This window comes from Apibacter sp. HY039 (assembly GCF_004023655.1).
GTDB lineage: Bacteria > Bacteroidota > Bacteroidia > Flavobacteriales > Weeksellaceae > Apibacter > Apibacter raozihei.
The window spans coordinates 113,562-133,656 of record NZ_SAYM01000005.1 but is presented as its reverse complement, the minus strand read 5'-3'; the positions used below and the strand labels follow the sequence as shown (position 1 = coordinate 133,656).

17 protein-coding genes are annotated in these 20,095 nt (G+C 30.8%); 8 read left to right on the top strand and 9 right to left on the bottom strand.

What is annotated here, in order from left to right:
• Positions 1–54 precede the first annotated feature (54 nt).
• The 3 genes from EQ921_RS11165 (at position 55) to EQ921_RS11155 (ending at position 3,285) form a co-directional block, all read left to right on the top strand.
• A complete protein-coding gene (locus tag EQ921_RS11165; RefSeq protein WP_128151779.1) occupies positions 55–879 on the top strand; it encodes an S-adenosyl-l-methionine hydroxide adenosyltransferase family protein in 825 nt (274 codons plus the stop codon).
• Positions 880–976: 97 nt separating this feature from the next.
• Positions 977–2,413, top strand: coding sequence for a glycogen synthase (locus tag EQ921_RS11160; RefSeq protein ID WP_128331711.1), 1,437 nt, complete (start codon positions 977–979; stop codon positions 2,411–2,413).
• Complete coding sequence (locus tag EQ921_RS11155; protein WP_128331710.1) at positions 2,398–3,285, top strand: PPK2 family polyphosphate kinase; 888 nt, start codon at positions 2,398–2,400, stop codon at positions 3,283–3,285. The genes EQ921_RS11160 and EQ921_RS11155 overlap by 16 nt, the downstream gene beginning before the upstream one ends.
• Before the next feature lie 233 nt (positions 3,286–3,518).
• Here EQ921_RS11155 and EQ921_RS11150 read toward each other — a convergent pair whose 3' ends face one another.
• Both EQ921_RS11150 and EQ921_RS11145 read right to left on the bottom strand, forming a co-directional pair.
• Entirely contained in the window at positions 3,519–4,499 is a 981-nt protein-coding gene (locus EQ921_RS11150; RefSeq protein ID WP_128331709.1) for a hypothetical protein, read from the bottom strand.
• 342 nt (positions 4,500–4,841) lie between these two features.
• The gene (locus tag EQ921_RS11145; RefSeq protein ID WP_128151770.1) at positions 4,842–7,064 is read right to left on the bottom strand and encodes a bifunctional (p)ppGpp synthetase/guanosine-3',5'-bis(diphosphate) 3'-pyrophosphohydrolase; all 2,223 of its coding nucleotides are present in this window, start codon (positions 7,062–7,064) and stop codon (positions 4,842–4,844) included.
• Between the two features lie 188 nt (positions 7,065–7,252).
• Here EQ921_RS11145 and EQ921_RS11140 point away from each other — a divergent pair, with 188 nt between their 5' ends.
• Positions 7,253–9,400: a S46 family peptidase gene (locus EQ921_RS11140; protein ID WP_128331708.1), complete on the top strand. Its 2,148-nt coding sequence runs from the start codon at positions 7,253–7,255 to the stop codon at positions 9,398–9,400.
• Positions 9,401–9,426: 26 nt separating this feature from the next.
• Here the strand turns inward: EQ921_RS11140 and tssD (EQ921_RS11135) are convergent, their stop codons facing one another.
• The 6 genes from tssD (EQ921_RS11135) to EQ921_RS11110 form a co-directional block, all read right to left on the bottom strand.
• Positions 9,427–9,825 carry a type VI secretion system tube protein TssD gene (tssD, locus tag EQ921_RS11135; protein WP_128331707.1) on the bottom strand — a complete coding sequence of 133 codons (399 nt, stop codon included), beginning with the start codon at positions 9,823–9,825 and terminating at the stop codon, positions 9,427–9,429.
• A gap of 106 nt (positions 9,826–9,931) precedes the next feature.
• On the bottom strand, positions 9,932–10,318 hold the full coding sequence (gene tssD, locus EQ921_RS11130; RefSeq protein WP_128151764.1) for a type VI secretion system tube protein TssD: 387 nt from the start codon (positions 10,316–10,318) through the stop codon (positions 9,932–9,934).
• 258 nt (positions 10,319–10,576) lie between these two features.
• On the bottom strand, positions 10,577–12,100 hold the full coding sequence (gpmI, locus tag EQ921_RS11125) for a 2,3-bisphosphoglycerate-independent phosphoglycerate mutase (protein ID WP_128331706.1): 1,524 nt from the start codon (positions 12,098–12,100) through the stop codon (positions 10,577–10,579).
• Between the two features lie 142 nt (positions 12,101–12,242).
• Positions 12,243–14,087, bottom strand: coding sequence for a glutamine--fructose-6-phosphate transaminase (isomerizing) (gene glmS, locus EQ921_RS11120; protein ID WP_128151760.1), 1,845 nt, complete (start codon positions 14,085–14,087; stop codon positions 12,243–12,245).
• A 36-nt stretch (positions 14,088–14,123) separates the two neighbouring features.
• Positions 14,124–15,614: a DUF4270 domain-containing protein gene (locus EQ921_RS11115; protein ID WP_128331705.1), complete on the bottom strand. Its 1,491-nt coding sequence runs from the start codon at positions 15,612–15,614 to the stop codon at positions 14,124–14,126.
• Positions 15,615–15,623: 9 nt separating this feature from the next.
• Entirely contained in the window at positions 15,624–16,433 is an 810-nt protein-coding gene (locus EQ921_RS11110) for a glycogen/starch synthase (protein ID WP_128151756.1), read from the bottom strand.
• Between the two features lie 111 nt (positions 16,434–16,544).
• Between EQ921_RS11110 and panC the strand changes: the two genes are divergently transcribed.
• The 4 genes from panC to EQ921_RS11090 all read left to right on the top strand — a co-directional run bounded on the left by panC (position 16,545) and on the right by EQ921_RS11090 (position 19,450).
• The gene (gene panC, locus EQ921_RS11105; protein ID WP_128331704.1) at positions 16,545–17,387 is read left to right on the top strand and encodes a pantoate--beta-alanine ligase; all 843 of its coding nucleotides are present in this window, start codon (positions 16,545–16,547) and stop codon (positions 17,385–17,387) included.
• Positions 17,388–17,432: 45 nt separating this feature from the next.
• A complete protein-coding gene (gene panD / locus EQ921_RS11100; protein ID WP_128151752.1) occupies positions 17,433–17,783 on the top strand; it encodes an aspartate 1-decarboxylase in 351 nt (116 codons plus the stop codon).
• Positions 17,784–17,817: 34 nt separating this feature from the next.
• Positions 17,818–18,858, top strand: a complete 1,041-nt coding sequence (locus EQ921_RS11095; protein WP_128331703.1) for a lysylphosphatidylglycerol synthase transmembrane domain-containing protein — start codon at positions 17,818–17,820, stop codon at positions 18,856–18,858.
• A gap of 76 nt (positions 18,859–18,934) precedes the next feature.
• On the top strand, positions 18,935–19,450 hold the full coding sequence (locus EQ921_RS11090) for a type 1 glutamine amidotransferase domain-containing protein (RefSeq protein ID WP_128331702.1): 516 nt from the start codon (positions 18,935–18,937) through the stop codon (positions 19,448–19,450).
• A 48-nt stretch (positions 19,451–19,498) separates the two neighbouring features.
• Here the strand turns inward: EQ921_RS11090 and EQ921_RS11085 are convergent, their stop codons facing one another.
• Complete coding sequence (locus EQ921_RS11085) at positions 19,499–20,086, bottom strand: 50S ribosomal protein L25/general stress protein Ctc (protein WP_128151746.1); 588 nt, start codon at positions 20,084–20,086, stop codon at positions 19,499–19,501.
• Positions 20,087–20,095 lie beyond the last annotated feature (9 nt).

Below are 20,095 nucleotides of genomic sequence, written 5' to 3'. Positions count from 1 at the left end.
TTTAAAATTTTACAAAACAAAAATAAGCAATAACTTTGTGTTAGAGATAAAAATATGGGAATAATAACACTCACAACCGATTTTGGATTAGACGACTTTCATGTGCCTTCAATTAAAGGGGCCGTATATAGTCAGCTTTCTGAGGTTACCTTAGTAGATATATCTCATCAGATTATGCCTTTTGATCTTATTCAAACCGCTTATATTCTAAAAAACTCATATAAAGATTTTCCGGAAGGAACCATACATATTATAGGTGTTGATGCTTTGCCTTCTCCTTTTGTTAAACCTATTGCTGCGGAGATGAATGGTCACTTTTTTATCTGTAATGACAATGGAATACTTTCATTGCTTGATAGTGAGTTCATACCGGATCAATTGGTAGAAATAACAATTAACAAATATGAGGAAATTCGTTTTCTTATAAAAGATATTTTTGTTCCTGTTGCCTGTCATCTGGCTAGAGGAGGAACGCTAGATTTAGTGGGTAGAAAGATTGCTGAATATAAAAAACTGACTCAGCCTAAACCTGTAGAAAAAAGTGAAGATTCTTCATTATCAGGTATGGTTATTTATATTGACAATTATGGCAATGCTATTACAAATATTTCTAAGGAACAATTTAGACAATTCGGAAAGAACAGAAAGTTTACCTTATTTGCAAGAAATGTTGAATTTACTGAAATTGTAAATAAGTATACGGATATCCTAGATGCTGAATCGGAAGAAAACAGATACCACGGGAAAGCTCTGGCCATTTTCAATTCTTCAGATTATTTACAAATATCTATGTATAAAAGCAATTTACGAACTGTAGGAGGTGCAAGTTCTTTAATGGGACTTGATATTGGCACAAATATCAGAATTGTTTTTTCATAAATTTATATAAATGTTAAAAATTTATAAATTGTTTATGTTATCTAAATTCCAATTATTTTTTTATCTATATTAGCATAAATGTATGAAAAAATAGGGTATGCTGGTTATACATATTAGTACTGAATGTTATCCGGTTATTAAAAACGGGGGTCTAGCTGATGTAATTGGTGCATTACCAAAATATCAGTCAAAATATAATATAGACACTCAAACTGTTATTCCTTTTGTCGATAATAGTTTTACACAATCGGAAGAATTGACCACCGTATATGAGGGAAGCTTTTTTTTAGAAGAAGAAAAGATAAGTTTTTCGGTCTATAAAAATGTAAGTTTAAATCATGACTTATATTTTATTTATATACCTAGTCTGCTGGATCGTCCAAATGTTTATGGATATGATGATGATCCTATTCGATTTCTGGCTTTTCAATTAGGTGTATTAGAATGGTTAATTACCTGGAACAGAAAAATTGATATCCTGCATTGTCATGATCATAATACCGGTTTAATTCCATTTTTTATTAAACATACTCAGCCTTACGATTGTTTTAAAGATATTCCTGTTGTATTTACGGTTCATAATACTTTTTTTCAAGGAATTATGCCTTTGGAGATAATAAATAAACTTCCTTCCTTTGATCCGGTTCAGACAAAGTTTATTTTATGGAACAATTCGATTAACTCAATGGCTTCCGGAATATCTTGTGCAGATAAGGTTACAACAGTTTCACCTAATTATATGGATCAACTATGTTTAGATTCAAATGGTTTGGAATATATTTTTCAAATAAACCGATATAAATGCATCGGCTTATTAAATGGAATTGATGATTCAATCTGGAATCCTGAAACGGATCCTATGATTTGTGAAAATTATTCACTAAATAAAGTTGAGAAAGGCAAAACTTTAAATAAAAAATCTCTCTGTAAACAATTTAATCTGGATGATAAAAAACCATTAATTGCTTTTATCGGAAAATTGAATAATGCTAAAGGTGGAGATGTACTTGAAAATCTGATTGAAAAGGTTATTGATACTGGTCTACAATCAAATTTTATAGTTATGGGAAAAGGTGGCTACGAAATAACCAGAAGTTTAGAGTTGTTAAACATATCCAATAAAGAAAGACTATATTTTATTCCTTCCCTTGAGGAAAGCATAGTTCATCAAGTATTTGCCGGTGCAGATTTTTATCTAATGCCTTCACGTGAAGAACCTTGTGGTTTAGGGCAGCTTTATTCTTTAAAATATGGAACTGTCCCTATTGTAAGCAATAAAGGTGGTCTTGAAGACACTGTAAAAAATTTTGAAGATATTGACGGCTATGGTATAAAATTTTCTTATTTTTCGTTAGATGATATTTTATTTTCTATATCCAAAGCTGAAAAAATTTTTCAGGATAAAGGATTATTGCACGTCCTTAGAAAAAGGATGATGAAACTTGATTTTTCATGGCTTAGCCAAGCAAAACAATATATAAATTTATATAAAGAATTAACTGAAAACAAAAAAATAATATGGAAATTGACATAGAAAAATTCCTTGTAAAAGAAGGAGATAAGCTAAATATAAAAAAAATAGGTACTGAAGCTTCCGATAAGTTTCAGGATAAAGAATCAAATAAAAAAGAACTGAGTAAAATTGTTGAACAAATAGATGAATTACAGAATATTCTGTATGCTGAAAACAAACAGTCATTACTTGTTATTTTTCAAGGAATTGATGCTGCAGGTAAAGATAGTTCGATTAGGGCTATAATGACAGGGGTAAATCCTCAGGGTGTTGAGGTTTCTGCATTTAAAACACCTTCATCACTGGAATATGAGCATGATTATTTATGGAGACATATCTTAAAACTTCCTGAAAGAGGTAAAATTGGAATATTTAACCGTTCTCATTATGAAAATGTTCTGGTTTGTAAAGTTCATCCTGAATTTATTTTAAATGAAAATTTGCCCTCTGTTAGCAGCGTTGAAGATATAAATGACGAATTTTTTGCTACTCGTTACAAAGAGATTAAAAATTTTGAAAAATATATGTGTAATAATGGTACTAAGGTGATTAAATTTTTCCTTAATATCAGTAAAGAGGAACAAAAGAAAAGATTTATTAAAAGAATTGAAAATAAAGAAAAAAACTGGAAATTTTCTTCTTCAGATTTAAAGGAAAGAAAGTTCTGGGATAAATATCAGGAAGCCTTTACTTCAGCATTGGAAAATACTTCAACCTCTCAGAGTCCTTGGTATGTGATTCCTTGTGACAATAAATCATATGGTCAGCTTATTATGGCAACTGTTATTAAGGAAACTTTACAAAAAATGAATCCGAAATTCCCTAAAGTTAATCCTTCTGAAGAAGAAGCTTTAAAAAATGCGTATCAGGAATTATTAAATGAAAAAAATTAATAGTTTAATTTAAAGCTTTTTAGTGTTAATTATGCCGTAAATATTATTAATGTAAAGATAGCTTAATTTATCAAATTATTAGATTCGTTATGAGTGTAATAGTTTGTTTTTTATTTCTAATTATAGAATTATAACTGATTATTTTTTCGTTTTATGAAAATTTAAGCAAGTATCTTCATTTATTGGAAGATAAGTTAAGCTATCGTATTAATTTTAAAAAAATTTTAGAAGATTTAAGATTTTTTCTTTCCTAAATTTTCAACGTGCTCATATTGACTTTTGAAAAATTCTATTCTTTGAATTTCACCACTTTGAGAAATCAGTACTGCATATCTTTTTAATGATTCAATCCATTCTTTCTGTGCTTCACATACTTTCGGATCCTGATAGCTAATACTATTGATACTAAACACTCTCATATGGCTAACTTGAAATTGTTCAAATTCATAATAAGAATAACAGGCTTCAAAATTAATATTGGATATATAAATTAAAACCTCGTTACCTTTTTTATTTTTCCCAATCCTTGCAAGTTCTTCCATATCTTCAAGCATCTGTTTAAGCTCCTTTTTTAAACTAAGAAGCTCTTCATCTGTTATAAGATTAAGTTTATAGAAGTATTCAATTTCTATGATAAAAGATGTAAATGTATTTTTGTCTAGTATTATATGCGTGGATGCTAATGATTCTAAATTTTGAGCGTATTTTGTTTGCGTAGTGAGTAGTTCTTTAGATAAATTTATTGTTGAATAAAAAACGGGAGTTTGTAAACTTACTGACTGATGAATCCATCGAAATAATCTAAATTTAAGTATATGTGAATAGGGGGTATAAAGTACAAACGGTAACGAATTATACGCTAATATTGCTTTAGACTTTTTTATATTTTCAATTTTATTAAAAACCTGAATATATTCTTTTATTGTTGTACAATAACTATTCATAAAAATATGAATACTTTCATTATTAAACAATTGAACATCAAAAACGGCTTTTTTATTGTGATAAATACCAATAATATTATCAAGCGATATTCCTAACTGATACGAAATTTTAGCAGCTTCATCAAGAGTAAATATAACCTCTCCTCTCATTCTTCTATAAGCCGCTTCTTTTCCAATACATAAAGTATCCATCAGTATGTTTACTACGTCATTTTTAGGGACATGATTTCTTATATAAGAAATCAAAGCTTCATTAAACGGGTTTCCCATAGTTAATCTATATTCTACTTTTTGTAGGTTTTATGAATTTAAATAAATGATTTTTAGGTGCTAAAATTGAATACCAAATCTGCAAAATATTCTAAACCGAGAAGTATTATCTAATAAATTAACTAATAAATATTATCTGACTTGCAAATTACAAAAAATATTACAAAGTCTTTTACTTTTAGTTTACATTATATGTATTCTAAATTATAAATTTGTAATAATTATATTTTTATAAATTTATATAATAAGAAGTATAACAGTATTTTAATTATGAAAAATCATTATACATTTAAAAAACTTATTTACATAACTATGTAAACTTAATTTAATGATAACTTGAAATTATTTTTTTTCAATTCTTTTAACTTTCGTTATTCCTTCTAAACTGTGAAGTGCCTGAAGTATTTCTTCCAACTGTACCGTATTTTTAACAAATAATGTTAGATTTCCTTTAAAAATTCCATCATCTGAGTTTATATTAATTTTCTTAATATCTACTTTCAACATATTAGATACAGTAGTTGTTATATCATTAAGTATTCCCGTCCTGTCAATCCCCTCTAATGCTACTTCAATTAAAAAATTTCTATTGGCGCTATTAACCCACTTGGCAGGAATAACTCTATAATCATAATTAGCCCGCATATCTACTGCATTAGGGCAGGTTTCTTTGTGAACTTTAATTCCTTTATTAATGGTTACAAATCCGAAAATTCTGTCTCCGGGAATAGGATTACAACACTGAGCCAATTGATAGTCCAGTTTTTTTTCGTCATCACCAAAGACAATCATATCTAATTTACCTTCTTCTTTGGTCTCTGAGGTTTCTTTAGGGTCTACTAATATAGGGCGCTTTCTAAATCGTGAAAGAAAATTATTTAGTACTCCTTTACTATCTGCATATTTTTTTAATTCTTTACTATCTATTACTCCTGTAGCTACCTGATAAAAAATATCATGACTTGTCTTAGCTCCAAAATATTTTTGTATTGAATTAAGTTCTGCTTCTGTAAAGTTTATTTTAAGATGTCTTAATTTTCTAATTAAAAGTTCTTTTCCTTCTTCCGTATATTTTCTCTTCTCTGTATTTAATGCTGCCTTTATTCTTGATCTTGCCTTGGAAGTAGTTACAAAATCCAGCCAATCAGGTTTTGGTTTCTGATTTATAGATGTTAATATCTCAACCTGATCCCCACTTTTAAGTTTATGGCTTAAAGGAACGAGTTTATTATTGACTTTAGCTCCCAAACAATGATCTCCTATACTTGAGTGTATAGAATATGCAAAATCTAAGGCTGTAGCTCCAATTGACAAAACTTTTAAGTCTCCTTTAGGCGTAAAAATAAATATATCTTTTGTATATAAATTAAGCTTAAAATCATCTAGAAGTTCTTTAGTACTAGTTGAATCCTGATTTTCGAGCATTTCACGAACCTGAGTTATCCAGTTTTCAATCTGATTATCTTCTTCTATTTTATATCCTTCTTTATATTTATAATGAGCAGCTATACCTTTTTCGGCTATTTCATCCATTCTTTCCGAACGAATCTGTACTTCTACCCATTTGGATTCTGGTCCTATAACGGTAACGTGAAGACTTTCATACCCTGTAGACCTAGGTGTAGTTATCCAATCTCTCATCCTGCTTGGATTGGGTATAAATTCATCAGTAACTATTGAATATATTTTCCATGCCAGAAATTTTTCATTTTTCACATCCGATTTATAGATGATTCTTATAGCAAATAAATCATAAACTTCTTCAAAAGACACATTTTGCTTTTTCATTTTTTTATAAATGGAAAATATAGATTTGTGTCTTCCTTTTATGTAAAAATTTAAATTTTCATCTTTCAGTCTCTCACTTATAATCTTAGTAAATTCGTCAACATATCTTTGACGATGAATTTCTGTTTCCTCTAATTTTTTTACGATTAATATGTAATTTTCCGGATCTGTATATTTAAGACTTAAATCCTCTAATTCGGATTTAATTGTATATAACCCCATACGATGAGCTAAAGGGGCATAAATATAAGTAGTTTCTGCAGCAATTTTCTTTTGTTTGGAGACTTTCATACTGTCCAAAGTCCTCATATTATGAAGTCTGTCCGCTATCTTAACCAGAATTACCCGTACATCTTCAGATAACGTTAAGAGAAGTTTCCTGTAATTTTCAGACTGCATAGACAGGTTCTGATGATCTATATTGGATATTTTAGTCAACCCATCTATAATTTTAGCTATTTTGGGGTTAAATAATCGACTAATATCTTCTACAGTATAATCGGTATCTTCTACGACATCATGTAATAATGCACAAACGATGCTTGTAGCACCTAAACCTATTTCATCTGCTACAATTTTAGCAACAGCCAAAGGGTGATATATATAAGGTTCTCCAGTTTTTCTTCTTTGGTCTTTATGAGCTTCTTTGGCTATTTCAAAAGCTTTTCTTATAAGAATTTTATTTTCGTCAGTCAATACCCTATAGGTATTACGAAGCATATCCTTATAACGTCTGGCTATTTCTTCTTCTTCTTTATCTAGATCAACCTGGTACATAAACTTGTTCTTTATTATTTTAGCGTATAGAAAACTCTTTGTGATAAAAGTCTTTCATAGGTTAATATACAAAAACTTTATCTGCTTATAACAAATTTAATTAATTAATTTAAAATACATTCAATTTGTTAGTATCTCTAATTAAAATCACTTCAATTTTTTTATATTTGAAAAATACGTTTTTTTATATGAAAATAAATACGAAATTAATTCTGATTACTCTGATCTTACTTGTTAACCAACAAGGGTTTAATGCTCAGCAAGGTGGAGGAATGTGGATTCCTAATCAATTAAATGAAAAGGAAATGAAACAAATGGGAATGAAAATTTCTGCAAAACAAATTTTCGATCCTGATAAAACAAGTATTAAAGATGCAATTGCTCACTTTGGAGGAGGTTGTACATCGGAAATAATTTCGCCTCAGGGTTTATTATTGACCAATCACCACTGTGGATATTCTCAAATACAATCTCATTCCACGGTAAATAACAATTTACTTTCCAATGGTTTTTGGGCAAACAGCTTAGAGAGTGAACTCCCCAATGATGGATTAAATGTTACGTTTATTGTGGATATAAAGGACGTTACTACATCTGTTTTAAATGGTATTAATCTAAATTTGTCTGAAACAGAACGCAGTACTATAATTGATTCAAATATTGCTGCCCTTGCTCAAAGTTTTAAAAAAGAAGACTATCAAGGTATTAAAATTATACCTTTTTACAATGGAAATCAGTATTACTTATTTTTAACAGAAACTTTTGAAGACGTACGATTAGTTGGAGCTCCTCCGTCTTCTATTGGTAAATTCGGTTCTGATACTGATAATTGGGTATGGCCAAGACATACCGGTGATTTTTCATTATTCAGAATTTACGCTGATAAAAATAATAAGCCAGCTAAATTCTCAAAAGATAATGTTCCTTATAAACCCAAATATTTTTTACCTATATCAATTAAAGAAAAAAAATCAGGAGATTTTTCTTTTGTCTACGGGTTTCCTGGAAATACTCAGGAATACTTACCTTCCTATGCATTGATACAGAGAATTGAAACTATTAACCCTGCGAGAATTTCATTAAGAGATGCTACTCTTAAAATTTTGGATAAAAAAATGAGGGAAGACAAAGAAATTAAAATTAAATATTCTTCAAAATATGCTTCTATTGCAAATGGATGGAAAAAATGGATAGGAGAAAAACAAGGATTGGTACAATCTCAAGCAGTAGCTAAAAAGTTAGCTTATGAAAAAGAGTTTTCCTCTTTCTTAAATGCCCACCAGGATGAAAAAAATAAATATGGTGATTTATTAAATTCTTTTAATCAGATCTACTCTAAAAACAATACTTATGTAAAAGGTTTTGTTTATTTTAATGAGGTTTTCTACTATAATTCAGAAACCTTTAAAATGGCCATTTTGTTATCAGATCTACTAAAACCTTTAAGCTCTTTTAGTGTTTCTAAAGAAAAAACAATAGGTACTATAAGCGGAATTTTAAAAAACTATGATGCAGAATTAGATAAGCAAGTTTCGGCACAATTAGTTTCTTTGTATTCTCAAAATATAGAACCTAAATTTCAACCTCAAAATTATATTGAATTTCAATCGAAAGAGTATACAGAAAATTATATGTCTCAGCTTTGGGATCATTCATTGGTAACTGGAAAAAAAGGTAATCTGATACAATTTCTTAAAGATTCAAAACAAGATGAAATAGTTAAAGTGTTAAAAAACGATCCGGTTATTAATTTTGTATCTTCTTATTTAGATATATACAGGAATGGTATTGCTCCTGATTATTATTTATATCAGGACAAACTGGACAGCTTACAAAGGCAGTATATGGAAGCTCAACTAAGAGCTTTTCCTAATAAAAAATTCTTTCCCGATGCTAACTCGACTTTACGTGTAACTTATGGTAAAATTGATGGATATCAGCCCAAGGATGCTGTATATTACGAGCCGTTTTCAACATTAAAGGGTGTTGTAGAAAAATATGTACCCGGAGATTATGAGTTTGATGTATCCGATAAACTATTAGATTTATATAATAAAAAAGAATATGGTTCTTATGCACAAAATGGTGAATTACCTGTCAATTATATTGCTACGAATCATACGACTGGTGGAAATTCCGGAAGTCCTGCTTTAGATGCTGACGGAAACTTAGTAGGACTAAATTTTGACAGAGTATGGGAAGGAACGATGAGCGACCTTAATTATGATCCTAAAATCTGTAGAAATATTATGGTAGATATGCGCTATGTTCTTTTTATTATGGATAAATACGCAAATGCGCAAAGACTGATTAATGAACTAAAAATTATAAAATAGTAAAAAGCCTCTTAAAGAGGCTTTTTTCAACTACCTATTTTCCAACTATTTTCAAAAGCTACATTGGCAATCGTAATTGTTTTAGCAACAATTAACATTTTTATTGACATGGGATCTGAATTTACTGAATTAAATTCTTCAGAAAATTCTATACAATATCCTTTTTCAAATTTTACTTCCTGCAAACGACTCATAGCATCTCTACGATAAAATACTATTGAGGCATCTTTTGTTTTTTCAGAAGATAACATCCAATCTATAAAATTTGATTTCCCATTAGATTCAACAGTCAATTCAATTTGTCCACCTCTTATAGTTGCCTGAGGTTTTCCGGTACTATCAACACCTTGAACAAAACTGTATCTACAATTTAAAACATTATAACTTTCTCCGTCGATTTCTATTTTAGCTAAAAAAGATGACATAATTGTAATTTTATAATTAATACGCTATGAAAAAAGGGAGTCAAAAACCCCCTTTTATTTTTAATTTCCTATGTGTACTTATCTAGGTGAATGTACTAAAAAAAGGTTATACCCATTCATTAATATGTTCTCCAGTACCCATTTTGATCCCCTTTGCTGATATGGTAAAAGTCTCAGTTAAAGGATTTCTACCAATAGCATCAAAATTTTCTTTGTACTTTACAACGTATCCGTCAAAAAAATTAAGTTCTTTGAGAGTTGCGTCAGAGTCTCTTTTTACAAAGACAACTTTTCCGTCCTTTCTCTCAAAACTGTTGGTCATCCATTCAAAAATATCTGTTTCTCCCGTAGATTCTACAGTAATTTCTATTCTACCTCCTCTTGTTTGAGAAGACGGTCGTCCTGTTGGATCTGTTTCTTGAGCAAGCGAGTAATTAATATTTAAAATATTATACTTTTTACCTGCTACTTCTAGTTTGGCTTTAAATGACATAATAAGAATTTTAATAATATTATTTAGTTAAAAAAAATAAATTTCTGTGTTAACAATCGCTTTTTGAGACTTTGTACAAAAATAGTTATTATACCCTATCTGACAATATTTCAAAATTGTTAAAAATATGTTAAATAAATAACAAAAATCAAAGATAAAACATACAAATATTTTTAATTTTATATGTTAAACCTACGAATAATGAAATAAAAATAATTATATCAAAATGCATATAATCTGATAATCAGAAAGTTTTATCTAATCTTGTATTAAAATATCACCTGTCATTTCAACAGGGATAGGTAATCCCATTAAAGTTAAAATTGTAGGAGCTATATCTCCTAATTTTCCCTGTTTCAATTTATATTGCTGTTCATCTACAACAACCAAAGGTACCAGATTGGTTGTATGTTGAGTGTTTGGAGATCCGTCTTCGTTTTTCATTTTATCAGAATTACCATGATCTGCAATGATCAATGTAGTATATCCATTTTTCAATGCAGTCTGACAAATATCACCAGCACATTCATCCACAACTTCCGCTGCTTTTACAGCTGCTTCAAAAACTCCTGTATGACCTACCATATCAGCATTAGCAAAATTCAGACAAACAAAATTAACTTCTTGTTTTTCTAATTCCGGAATAATTGCATCTCTTATGTCATAGGCTGCCATTTGAGGCTTAAGGTCATAGGTAGGAACATCTTTAGGCGAAGGAGCTAAAATTCTTTGTTCATTGGCAAAAACTTTTTCTTCCCCACCCGAGAAAAAGAAAGTAACATGGGGATATTTTTCAGTTTCAGCAATACGTATTTGTTTCATAGCAGCATTTGCTATAACTTCTCCTAGAGTATTTTTAATTGTATCTTCTTTAAATATAACGTGAATATTGGAAAATGTTTCATCATACTCAGTCATAGTAACAAAATATAAATCCAGTTTTTTTATTCCTACTTCTGGATGATCATGCTGAGATAAAACATCAACAATTTCTCTTGGACGATCAGTTCTGAAATTAAAACAGATAACTACATCTCCTTCCTGAATTTTTGCAACTGGATTTCCATTTTCAGAGACAACAATCGGCATTAAAAATTCATCGGTTATTCCCTCATTATAAGATTGTTGAATAGCTTCTAATGGTTGATCTGTTAAATTTCCTTCTGCATTAATCATAACATCATAGGCAATTTTCACTCTTTCCCATCGTTTATCTCTATCCATCGCATAGTATCTACCAACGACTGATGCTAATTTAGCATTGTTTTCTTTACAAAAATCAATAGTTTCACTAATAAACTTTTTACCGCTTTGCGGATCACAGTCTCTTCCGTCTGTAAAAGCATGAACATAGACATTTTTCACATCCGAAGCGTTTGCTGACTCAACTAAAGCCTTTAAATGAGTAATATGAGAATGTACACCTCCATCAGATACTAATCCTATGAAATGTACAGGTTTATTGTTTGACTTTGCAAATTCAAAAGCTTTTTTTAATTCTTCCTCATTTCCAAGTGTTCCATTTTCTACAGCCAAATTTATTTTTGTTAAATTTTGGTAAACAACTCTTCCGGCTCCTAAATTCATATGCCCAACTTCAGAGTTTCCCATCTGTCCTTTAGGCAGTCCTACATCCAGACCGTAAGTAACCAAAGTAGTATTTGAATATTTTTGAAAACAACTATCCATAAATGGTGTATGAGCCTGATCTATAGCTGAGACACTTTTATCTGTAGCTATACCCCACCCATCTAAAATCATCAAGATTACTTTTTTATTCATTGTTTATTTATTTTTTACAAAATTACTCTATTTCTTTATGTATTTTACGATTTTTAAATGGTAATTTCTATGATATTTACTACCCAAAATAAAAAAAGACCTGAATATTCAGGTCTTTTTTTATTTTATGTAATGTTAAGTATTATTCAACAGTAACAGATTTTGCTAAATTTCGTGGCTGATCTACATTAACACCTCTTAAAACAGCTATATAATAAGCTAACAACTGTAAGGGAATTGATGTTAAAATTGGAGTAAAACATTCGGAAACATCTGGTACTTCGATAGATTCTGTAACCATTCCTTTAACTTGGGTATCACCTTCAGTAACAATGGCTATTACTTTTCCTCTTCTGGAGTTAATCTCCTGAATATTACTTACAATTTTTTCGTAATGTTCTGTTTTTGGAGCAATAACAACTACAGGCATGTTTTCATCAATTAATGCAATAGGCCCATGCTTCATTTCTGCAGCAGGATAACCTTCTGCATGTATATAAGAAATTTCTTTCAATTTAAGAGCACCTTCCAAAGCTATCGGATAGTTATACCCACGTCCTAAGTATAAACAATTACTAACGCCAGCATATTGTTCTGCAATCTTTTTAATCTGTTCTTCAGTTACTTTAATTACTTCCTCTACTTTTTCCGGTATAGTTTCCAGCTCGGTAATTAATGAATTAAATTTTTCTTTGCTAATCGTACCTTTGTGTTTAGCTAATTTAATTGCAATCATTGCGAGAACTGCAAGCTGAGCAGTGAAAGCCTTTGTTGAAGCAACTCCTATCTCAGGACCTGCATGTGTATATGATCCAGCATCGGTTAACCGTGCTATGGATGAATCTACAACATTACAAATACCATAAATAAACGCTCCTTTTTCCTTGGCAAGTTTTAATGCGGCTAAAGAATCTGCAGTTTCACCAGATTGAGAAATAGCTATTACTATATCCTTATCTGTTATAATTGGATTTCTATATCTAAATTCAGATGCATATTCAACTTCTACCGGTATTCTTGCCAAATCTTCAATTAAATACTCTCCAACCAATCCTGCATGCCACGACGTTCCACATGATATTATAATGATTCTTTCAGCATTTAAAAATTTTTCCTGATAATCCCATATACCTGCCATCTGAATAATACCTTCTTCAACCAATAATCTTCCTCTCATGGTATCCATGATAGATTTAGGCTGTTCGTGTATTTCTTTTAGCATGAAATGCTCATACCCGCCTTTTTCTATTTCTTCCAAGCTAAGTTTTAATTCTTGAATAATAGGACTTACTTTGGTATTATCTTTAATTTTATATACATCAACTCCTTTTAAAGTAATGCGTGCCATCTCACCATCTTCAAGGTACATAGCTTCTTTAGTAAATTCTATAAAAGGCGATGCATCTGAAGCAATAAAATATTCATTTTCCCCTATTCCTATTGCTAAAGGACTACTTAATCTGGCTACAACAATTTCTTCCGGTTTGTCAACTTCCATTACTGCAATTGCATAAGCTCCGATAACTTCATTTAATGCATATCTAACTGCTGTGGATAAATCTACTTGCTGAGAATCCTGCATAAACTGAATAAGGTTAACTAAAACTTCTGTATCTGTTTCACTTTTGAATGTAAAACCTTTGGAAGTAAGCATTATTTTCAGTGTATCATAGTTTTCAATGATTCCGTTATGTATAAGTGCTATTTTTCCATTGTTTGATAAATGAGGATGAGAATTGGTATCACTTGGTACACCATGTGTTGCCCAACGAGTATGGCCAATTCCGATAGTAGCCTTTGAATTTAAATCTGTACATCTTTCTTCTAAATCAGAAACCTTACCTTTAGTTTTTCTTAACTCAAAGTTACCATTTTCAATCAGTACTATACCCGCACTATCGTACCCTCTGTATTCCAGTCTTTTTAACCCGTTTATTATGATGGGATAAGCTTCTTTACTACCTATATACCCTGTTATTCCACACATACAAATTTAAATTTAGTATTAATTATAAATATAATTTTAATTTTTAGTATAAGTTACTTCTAATCTCAATTTTTTATCCCCGGTAGTTTTATTACCATAAAATACGAGTCTAAATGGTTCGTAAGGTCTCGATGTTCTGTAATATCCTATAGCTACGCTACTACTATTGACTAAGAAATTTCCTATACCAACCTGTAGCTCATCATTAGCTTCATTTTTTTCAACTATGTTTTTAATGGACTGCGTCACATTTAAAACATAATAACCCGGATTATTAGTAAAATCATAGACTGGGTTAAAGGCATATCCTGTTAAACTTCCAAAACTGGTTAAATCAACCATTTGTTTTTTCTGAGTAAAATTATATCCATAAATACGGTTAGGTTTTGATACAGGTTCTTGTGCTATATAAAATTTTAATTTAGCATCAATTACAGCCCAACCTTTATTTTCAACAGAATCTTTTATTGCTGCTAGCTGAGTATCGTCTAACTTTATGTTAATTGAAGGGCCACCCATTCCTTGTAAAAATAATTGTTCTTCTCCAGAAGTTTTGTCAGGAGCAGACATTTGCTGATTGAATTGAGTACTTGCTTTTGTCCTATCGAATCTATATTCACCCAAGGATGAATTATAAGAAGACCCCATGGTGAAAGCATATTGTGCACTTTTATATTCAGTATCCGTACTGGCATCTTTATATCTGTAATAAGCAATCAAAGTGATGGTACTTGTAGGAAAATTAAACATGAATTTTGATGTAATATCCGAAGCTGAAATTCTTATACCTTTAAAGTATTGAATGAATCTTGAATTATCACTTAGATCTGAAGATCCTTTTTTATCAAAAAAGTTTTGTTTAAAATAAGAAGTATTAAGCTTAACTCTATAACCTGGTGTATTAGTTTCCTGTACAACCGTGCCATCAGTTTTCTTTATCCCTGTACTAAAAACTGAATCATTAACCGTTAACGTACCTAGTAAATCTCCAACTGAAACTTCTTTATTAGAATAAAACTGAGATTCTGATGATTCTAAAAAAGTTTCAATTCTATGTACGTTCAAATTCATACTTGTTCCTGTTTTTCCCAAAAAATAAGAAAGTGGATAAGTTGTTACAGTTTTTATTCTATCACCACTTAAAGAAACTTCTTTTGTTTTTGATGATGAAGAGTTGTAGGTTGGAAAAATTGCTAAAACCACAGAATCAACAACCTGTACAGTTCCTGATATTTCATTGGTTGAAGCCAGCCTGACCTGAGTATTGAAAGCTGCTGTAGAAGTACCAAAAACATTATCTTCGAAAATACCTACCAAACCATTGGTTAAAGTTTTGTAGTCAGCACGAATAGAATCGTTATTTGTTACATTATAAGCAACTGCATCTACATAAGCTACTTTCCCTGTAGATTTATCAGGAATTAAATTGGATCCGATATCTGTCGTATCATTTTCACAACTTAATAAAAAAGTTATTGATATAAAACTTAATACCAATAACTTTAACTCATATTTAAATATTTTCATATATCTAAGTTACTCTTGAATCTTAATTTCGTTAGCCTCCTGATAAACGATTGTAATATCGTCATTTTGAAGAAAATCAAATTTTGGGTTTTCTAAATTAGTAAACATATCTTCCAGCTCATCCAAAAGAATTTCTTCACCTTTGATTACTGTATCGGAATCCTGCATGGCCTGTTTTACAACACTAACGTAAGAATTGTCTGTTAAGTATGTAAGATTACCGGTATTTATATTATCAAATTCAAGAATATCTTTCAAATTATCACTGAACAATGCATCTTTACCATGATTGTAAACAGAAGTAACAATTTTGATATCGCTAAAAAAAGCATCTGAAGAGTAATTGGTTCTCAAATAAATAGGCAAAAAACTGGCCATCCATCCATGAACATGTATTACATCAGGAACCCAATTTAATTTTTTAATAGTTTCTAAAACACCTTTTATAAAAAAAACTGCTCGTTCATCATTATCACCAAACCACTGGTTTGAATCGTCCTGATATGTAGCTTTTCTTTGAAAATATTCCTGATTTTCTATAAAATAAACCTGCATACGTTCTCCCGGAAGAGAAGCTACTTTTATAACTAAAGGTTGATCCAAATCATTGATGATCAGATTCATTCCTGATAGTCTGATTACTTCGTGAAGCTGAAACCTTCTCTCATTAATTAATCCAAATCTTGGCATAAAAATCCTGACGTCATTTCCTTGGGCAAACATTTGTTTGGCTAAATTGTATACTCCTGAAGATATAGGATTCTCATTAAAATAGGGGACTAATTCAGAAGTAACATGAAGTATTCTTTTTGAACTCATTGCTCGAAGTATAAACTGATTACTAAAATTTAATTGCAAAGTTACAAAAAATTAATCAAATGTAGTAAGTTTGCACTTTAAAGTATGATATTTGTCACTAAATAAAACGGAATGCTTATACTAAAAACGAGAGAAGAAGTAGTTGATTTTGTTCAGTCAATACGCTCTAAAGGACTAACCCTGGGTTTTGTTCCGACCATGGGAGCTTTACATCAAGGACACATTACACTTATAAAAAAATCAATCGAAGAAAACCAATATACGTTGTGCAGTATTTTTGTTAATCCTACACAATTTAATAATCCGGACGATTTACAAAAGTATCCCAGAACTGAGACTGAAGATATAAAAAAACTGGAAATAACAGGTTGTGATGCTGTATATTTCCCCAGTATAGACGATATCTATCCGGAGGGACCTGAAAGTGAAAATATTTATTTAAACGGATTAGATAAGGTTATGGAAGGTACTTTCAGGCCTGGTCATTTCCAAGGAGTAGCTACTGTTGTAAAAAGACTGTTTTTACAGATACAGCCTACACACGCCTATTTTGGTGAAAAAGATTTTCAACAACTCCAAATTATCCGAACTTTAGTGGATGCAGAAAAATTACCTGTGAAAATTGTAGGAATCCCTATCGTTCGAGAAACTGACGGTTTAGCAATGAGCTCGAGAAACATGAGACTGGAACCTGAATTTAGAAATAATGCAGCAATTATTTACCTGAGCTTGAAAAAAGCTGAAGAACTGGCAGAAAATTCCTCACCTAATGAGATAATTTCCAAGGTTGAAAAAATATATTCAGAATCTAAATTAGAACTGGAATATTTCATTATAGCAGAAGAAGATACCCTGTTACCAGCAGTTAATTTTGAAGAAGGAAAAAGCTATAGGGCTTTCGTATCTGCTTACGCCAAAGATGTTCGTTTAATTGACAACCTGCAATTAAAATAATTTAAAAACAATATATTTGTTATCTGTATTTTTAAAATATAAAAAATGTTGATTGAAGTATTAAAATCAAAAATTCACCGGGTTACGGTTACAGGTGCTGAATTGGATTATATAGGAAGTATAACTATTGATGAAACTCTTATCAATGCTTCAGGACTGATTGCAGGTGAAAAAGTGAGTATTGTTAACGTAAACAATGGAGAAAGATTTGAAACTTACGTTATCAAAGGAGCTGAAAACTCGGGTGAAATAACCTTGAATGGACCTGCTGCCCGAAAAGTTCAAAAAGGAGATATTATTATAATTATCGCTTATGCCTTAATGGATCCTGAAGAAGCTAAAAATTTTCAGCCAAGTATAATTTTCCCGAATGAAAAAACAAATCTTTTAGATTAAAATTTATCTGAAAGTCTAACTATGATTACTATTTATGAATAAAAATTTAAAAAACACTTTAACTATTGGTGTTTCTATATTAATCGCAGGGGGCTTAATGTACCTAGTCTCCAGAAGTCTTGGTGGAGATTTTGTAGAAAAAACAATTGCTGTAGTTAAAAAGGCTGATTATTTTTGGATAGGTATTGCTGCTATATTTGGTATTGGTGCTTATTGGATCAGAGCTATCCGATGGAACCTACTTTTAGAACCTATGGGATACAAAATCAGCAACTCAAATTCACTATGGTCCTTATCCTTTGGTTATTTCTTAAATCTTGGAATTCCAAGGATGGGAGAAATCGGTCGAGCCAGCGCATTACAGACTGTTGAAGATGTACCCTTTACCGAATCCTTCGGAACCATTGTAACTGAGCGCATCATTGATTTATGCTTTATGCTGATATTTCTTTTACTTGCTCTTATCTTCAATTACAATGCACTTTTGGCCTTTTTTGATTTATTGGGAAAATCAGAGCAACCTGAGGCTGTTAAGGATTATACATTATATTACGTCGCGGGATTTTTAGTCGTAATAATTGGACTAATCTTTATTATTTTTAGAAGAAAAATTTTACAATTATCAATATCTAAAAAAATTACTAAATTATTAAAAGGTATAGCAACAGGATTGATTTCTGTTTTTAAATTAAAACAACGAATTAAGTTCATATTACTTTCCTTTGGAATATGGATATGTTACTTTTTTGCTTCTTATCTGGTCATTTTTGCTTTACCTGAGACCTCTTCCATACCATTGCAAACAGGTTTTTATATTCTTGCTGTAGGAACTTTAGGCATGTTGGTTCCAGCTTCTGGTGGAATAGGAGCTTATCACGGAGCTATGATGATTGGGTTTTCTGCTTTATTTTTAAGTCTTGGAAATTCTGCTGTTGAAGGTAAAGATATCGGCTATTCTTATGCATTACTATCTCACGGTTTGCAAATGGTAATTATGATTTTTATGGGCTTGATATCAATCATTATGCTTGCTAAAAACAAAAAAAAGATTGTAAGAAAGGAAACAATATACTAATATCATAGTTTTAAAAAAGGTATTCGTTAAATTTTAAATTTATACTTATTTTTGTTTTTAAGAAATCCTGTAAACAATGAAAACAAAAAAAGTAATAGCTTTAATCAGCAATGATTTTGAAGATTTAGAGCTTTGGTATCCGGTTTTAAGACTAAGAGAAGAAGGTATTGAGGTTATACTTACCGGAGAGAAAAGTAAAGAAAAATATATAGGTAAATATGGTGTTCCTGCCATTTCTGACGATTCTTACTTAAGTATTAATTATAAGGACTATGATGGTATTTTAGTTCCTGGAGGATGGTCTCCGGATTATTTAAGAAGAGTACCCCGCATACTGGAAATGATTCAATATTTCCATGAAGAAAAAAAGCCTATCGGACAAATCTGTCATGCCGGGTGGGTACTTATTTCCGCAGGAATACTTAAAGGGATTAACGTCACAAGCACACCGGGTATAAAAGATGATATGACTAATGCTGGCGCTATCTGGCATGATGCGGCTGTAATAACAAACGGGCATATCATATCCAGTAGAAGACCTCCTGACTTACCGGAATATTTACCCAAATTTATTGAAGCTTTGAAGAAATAAAAAAAAGCTGTCGAATATCGGCAGCTTTTTTTATTGATTTTATTTTTGTTATTCTCCAGCAGATTCTTCATCATCAACTGGTCCGGCTTTAACATTACGAGATGTTTTAACTGCTGCAATAACAGTACTATCCGGGTGTAGAATCTGGAAATTTTTCTTTTCAACTTTAGACACTTCAAATTTATTTCCAACGTCTAATGAAGTTATATCAACAACTATTTCATCTGGTAAATCAGCAGGTATAGCTCTTACTTTTAATTTTCTCAAATTAATACGTAAAGCTCCTCCTCTTACTACCCCTTTAGCTCTACCGGTAATAACAACCGGAACTTCCATAGTTACTGGCTTCTGTGGGTTTAATTCATAAAAATCAGCATGTATGATTTTATCTGAAACCGGGTGAAATTGTAAGTCTTGTAAAATAGCTTCTATTTTTTTACCTTCAACTTCTAAAGTAACTGTGTGTGCTTCGGGAGTATAAACCAAGTTTTTAAAACTTTTTTCGTCTGTTGAGAAGTGTAAAACTTCTTTTTCTCCATAAACAACACAAGGAACTTTTTCAGCATTACGTAAGGCTTTTGATGAATTTTTACCTACGCTTTCTCTTTTTTCTCCTTGAATTGTAATTGATTTCATAAAATATAT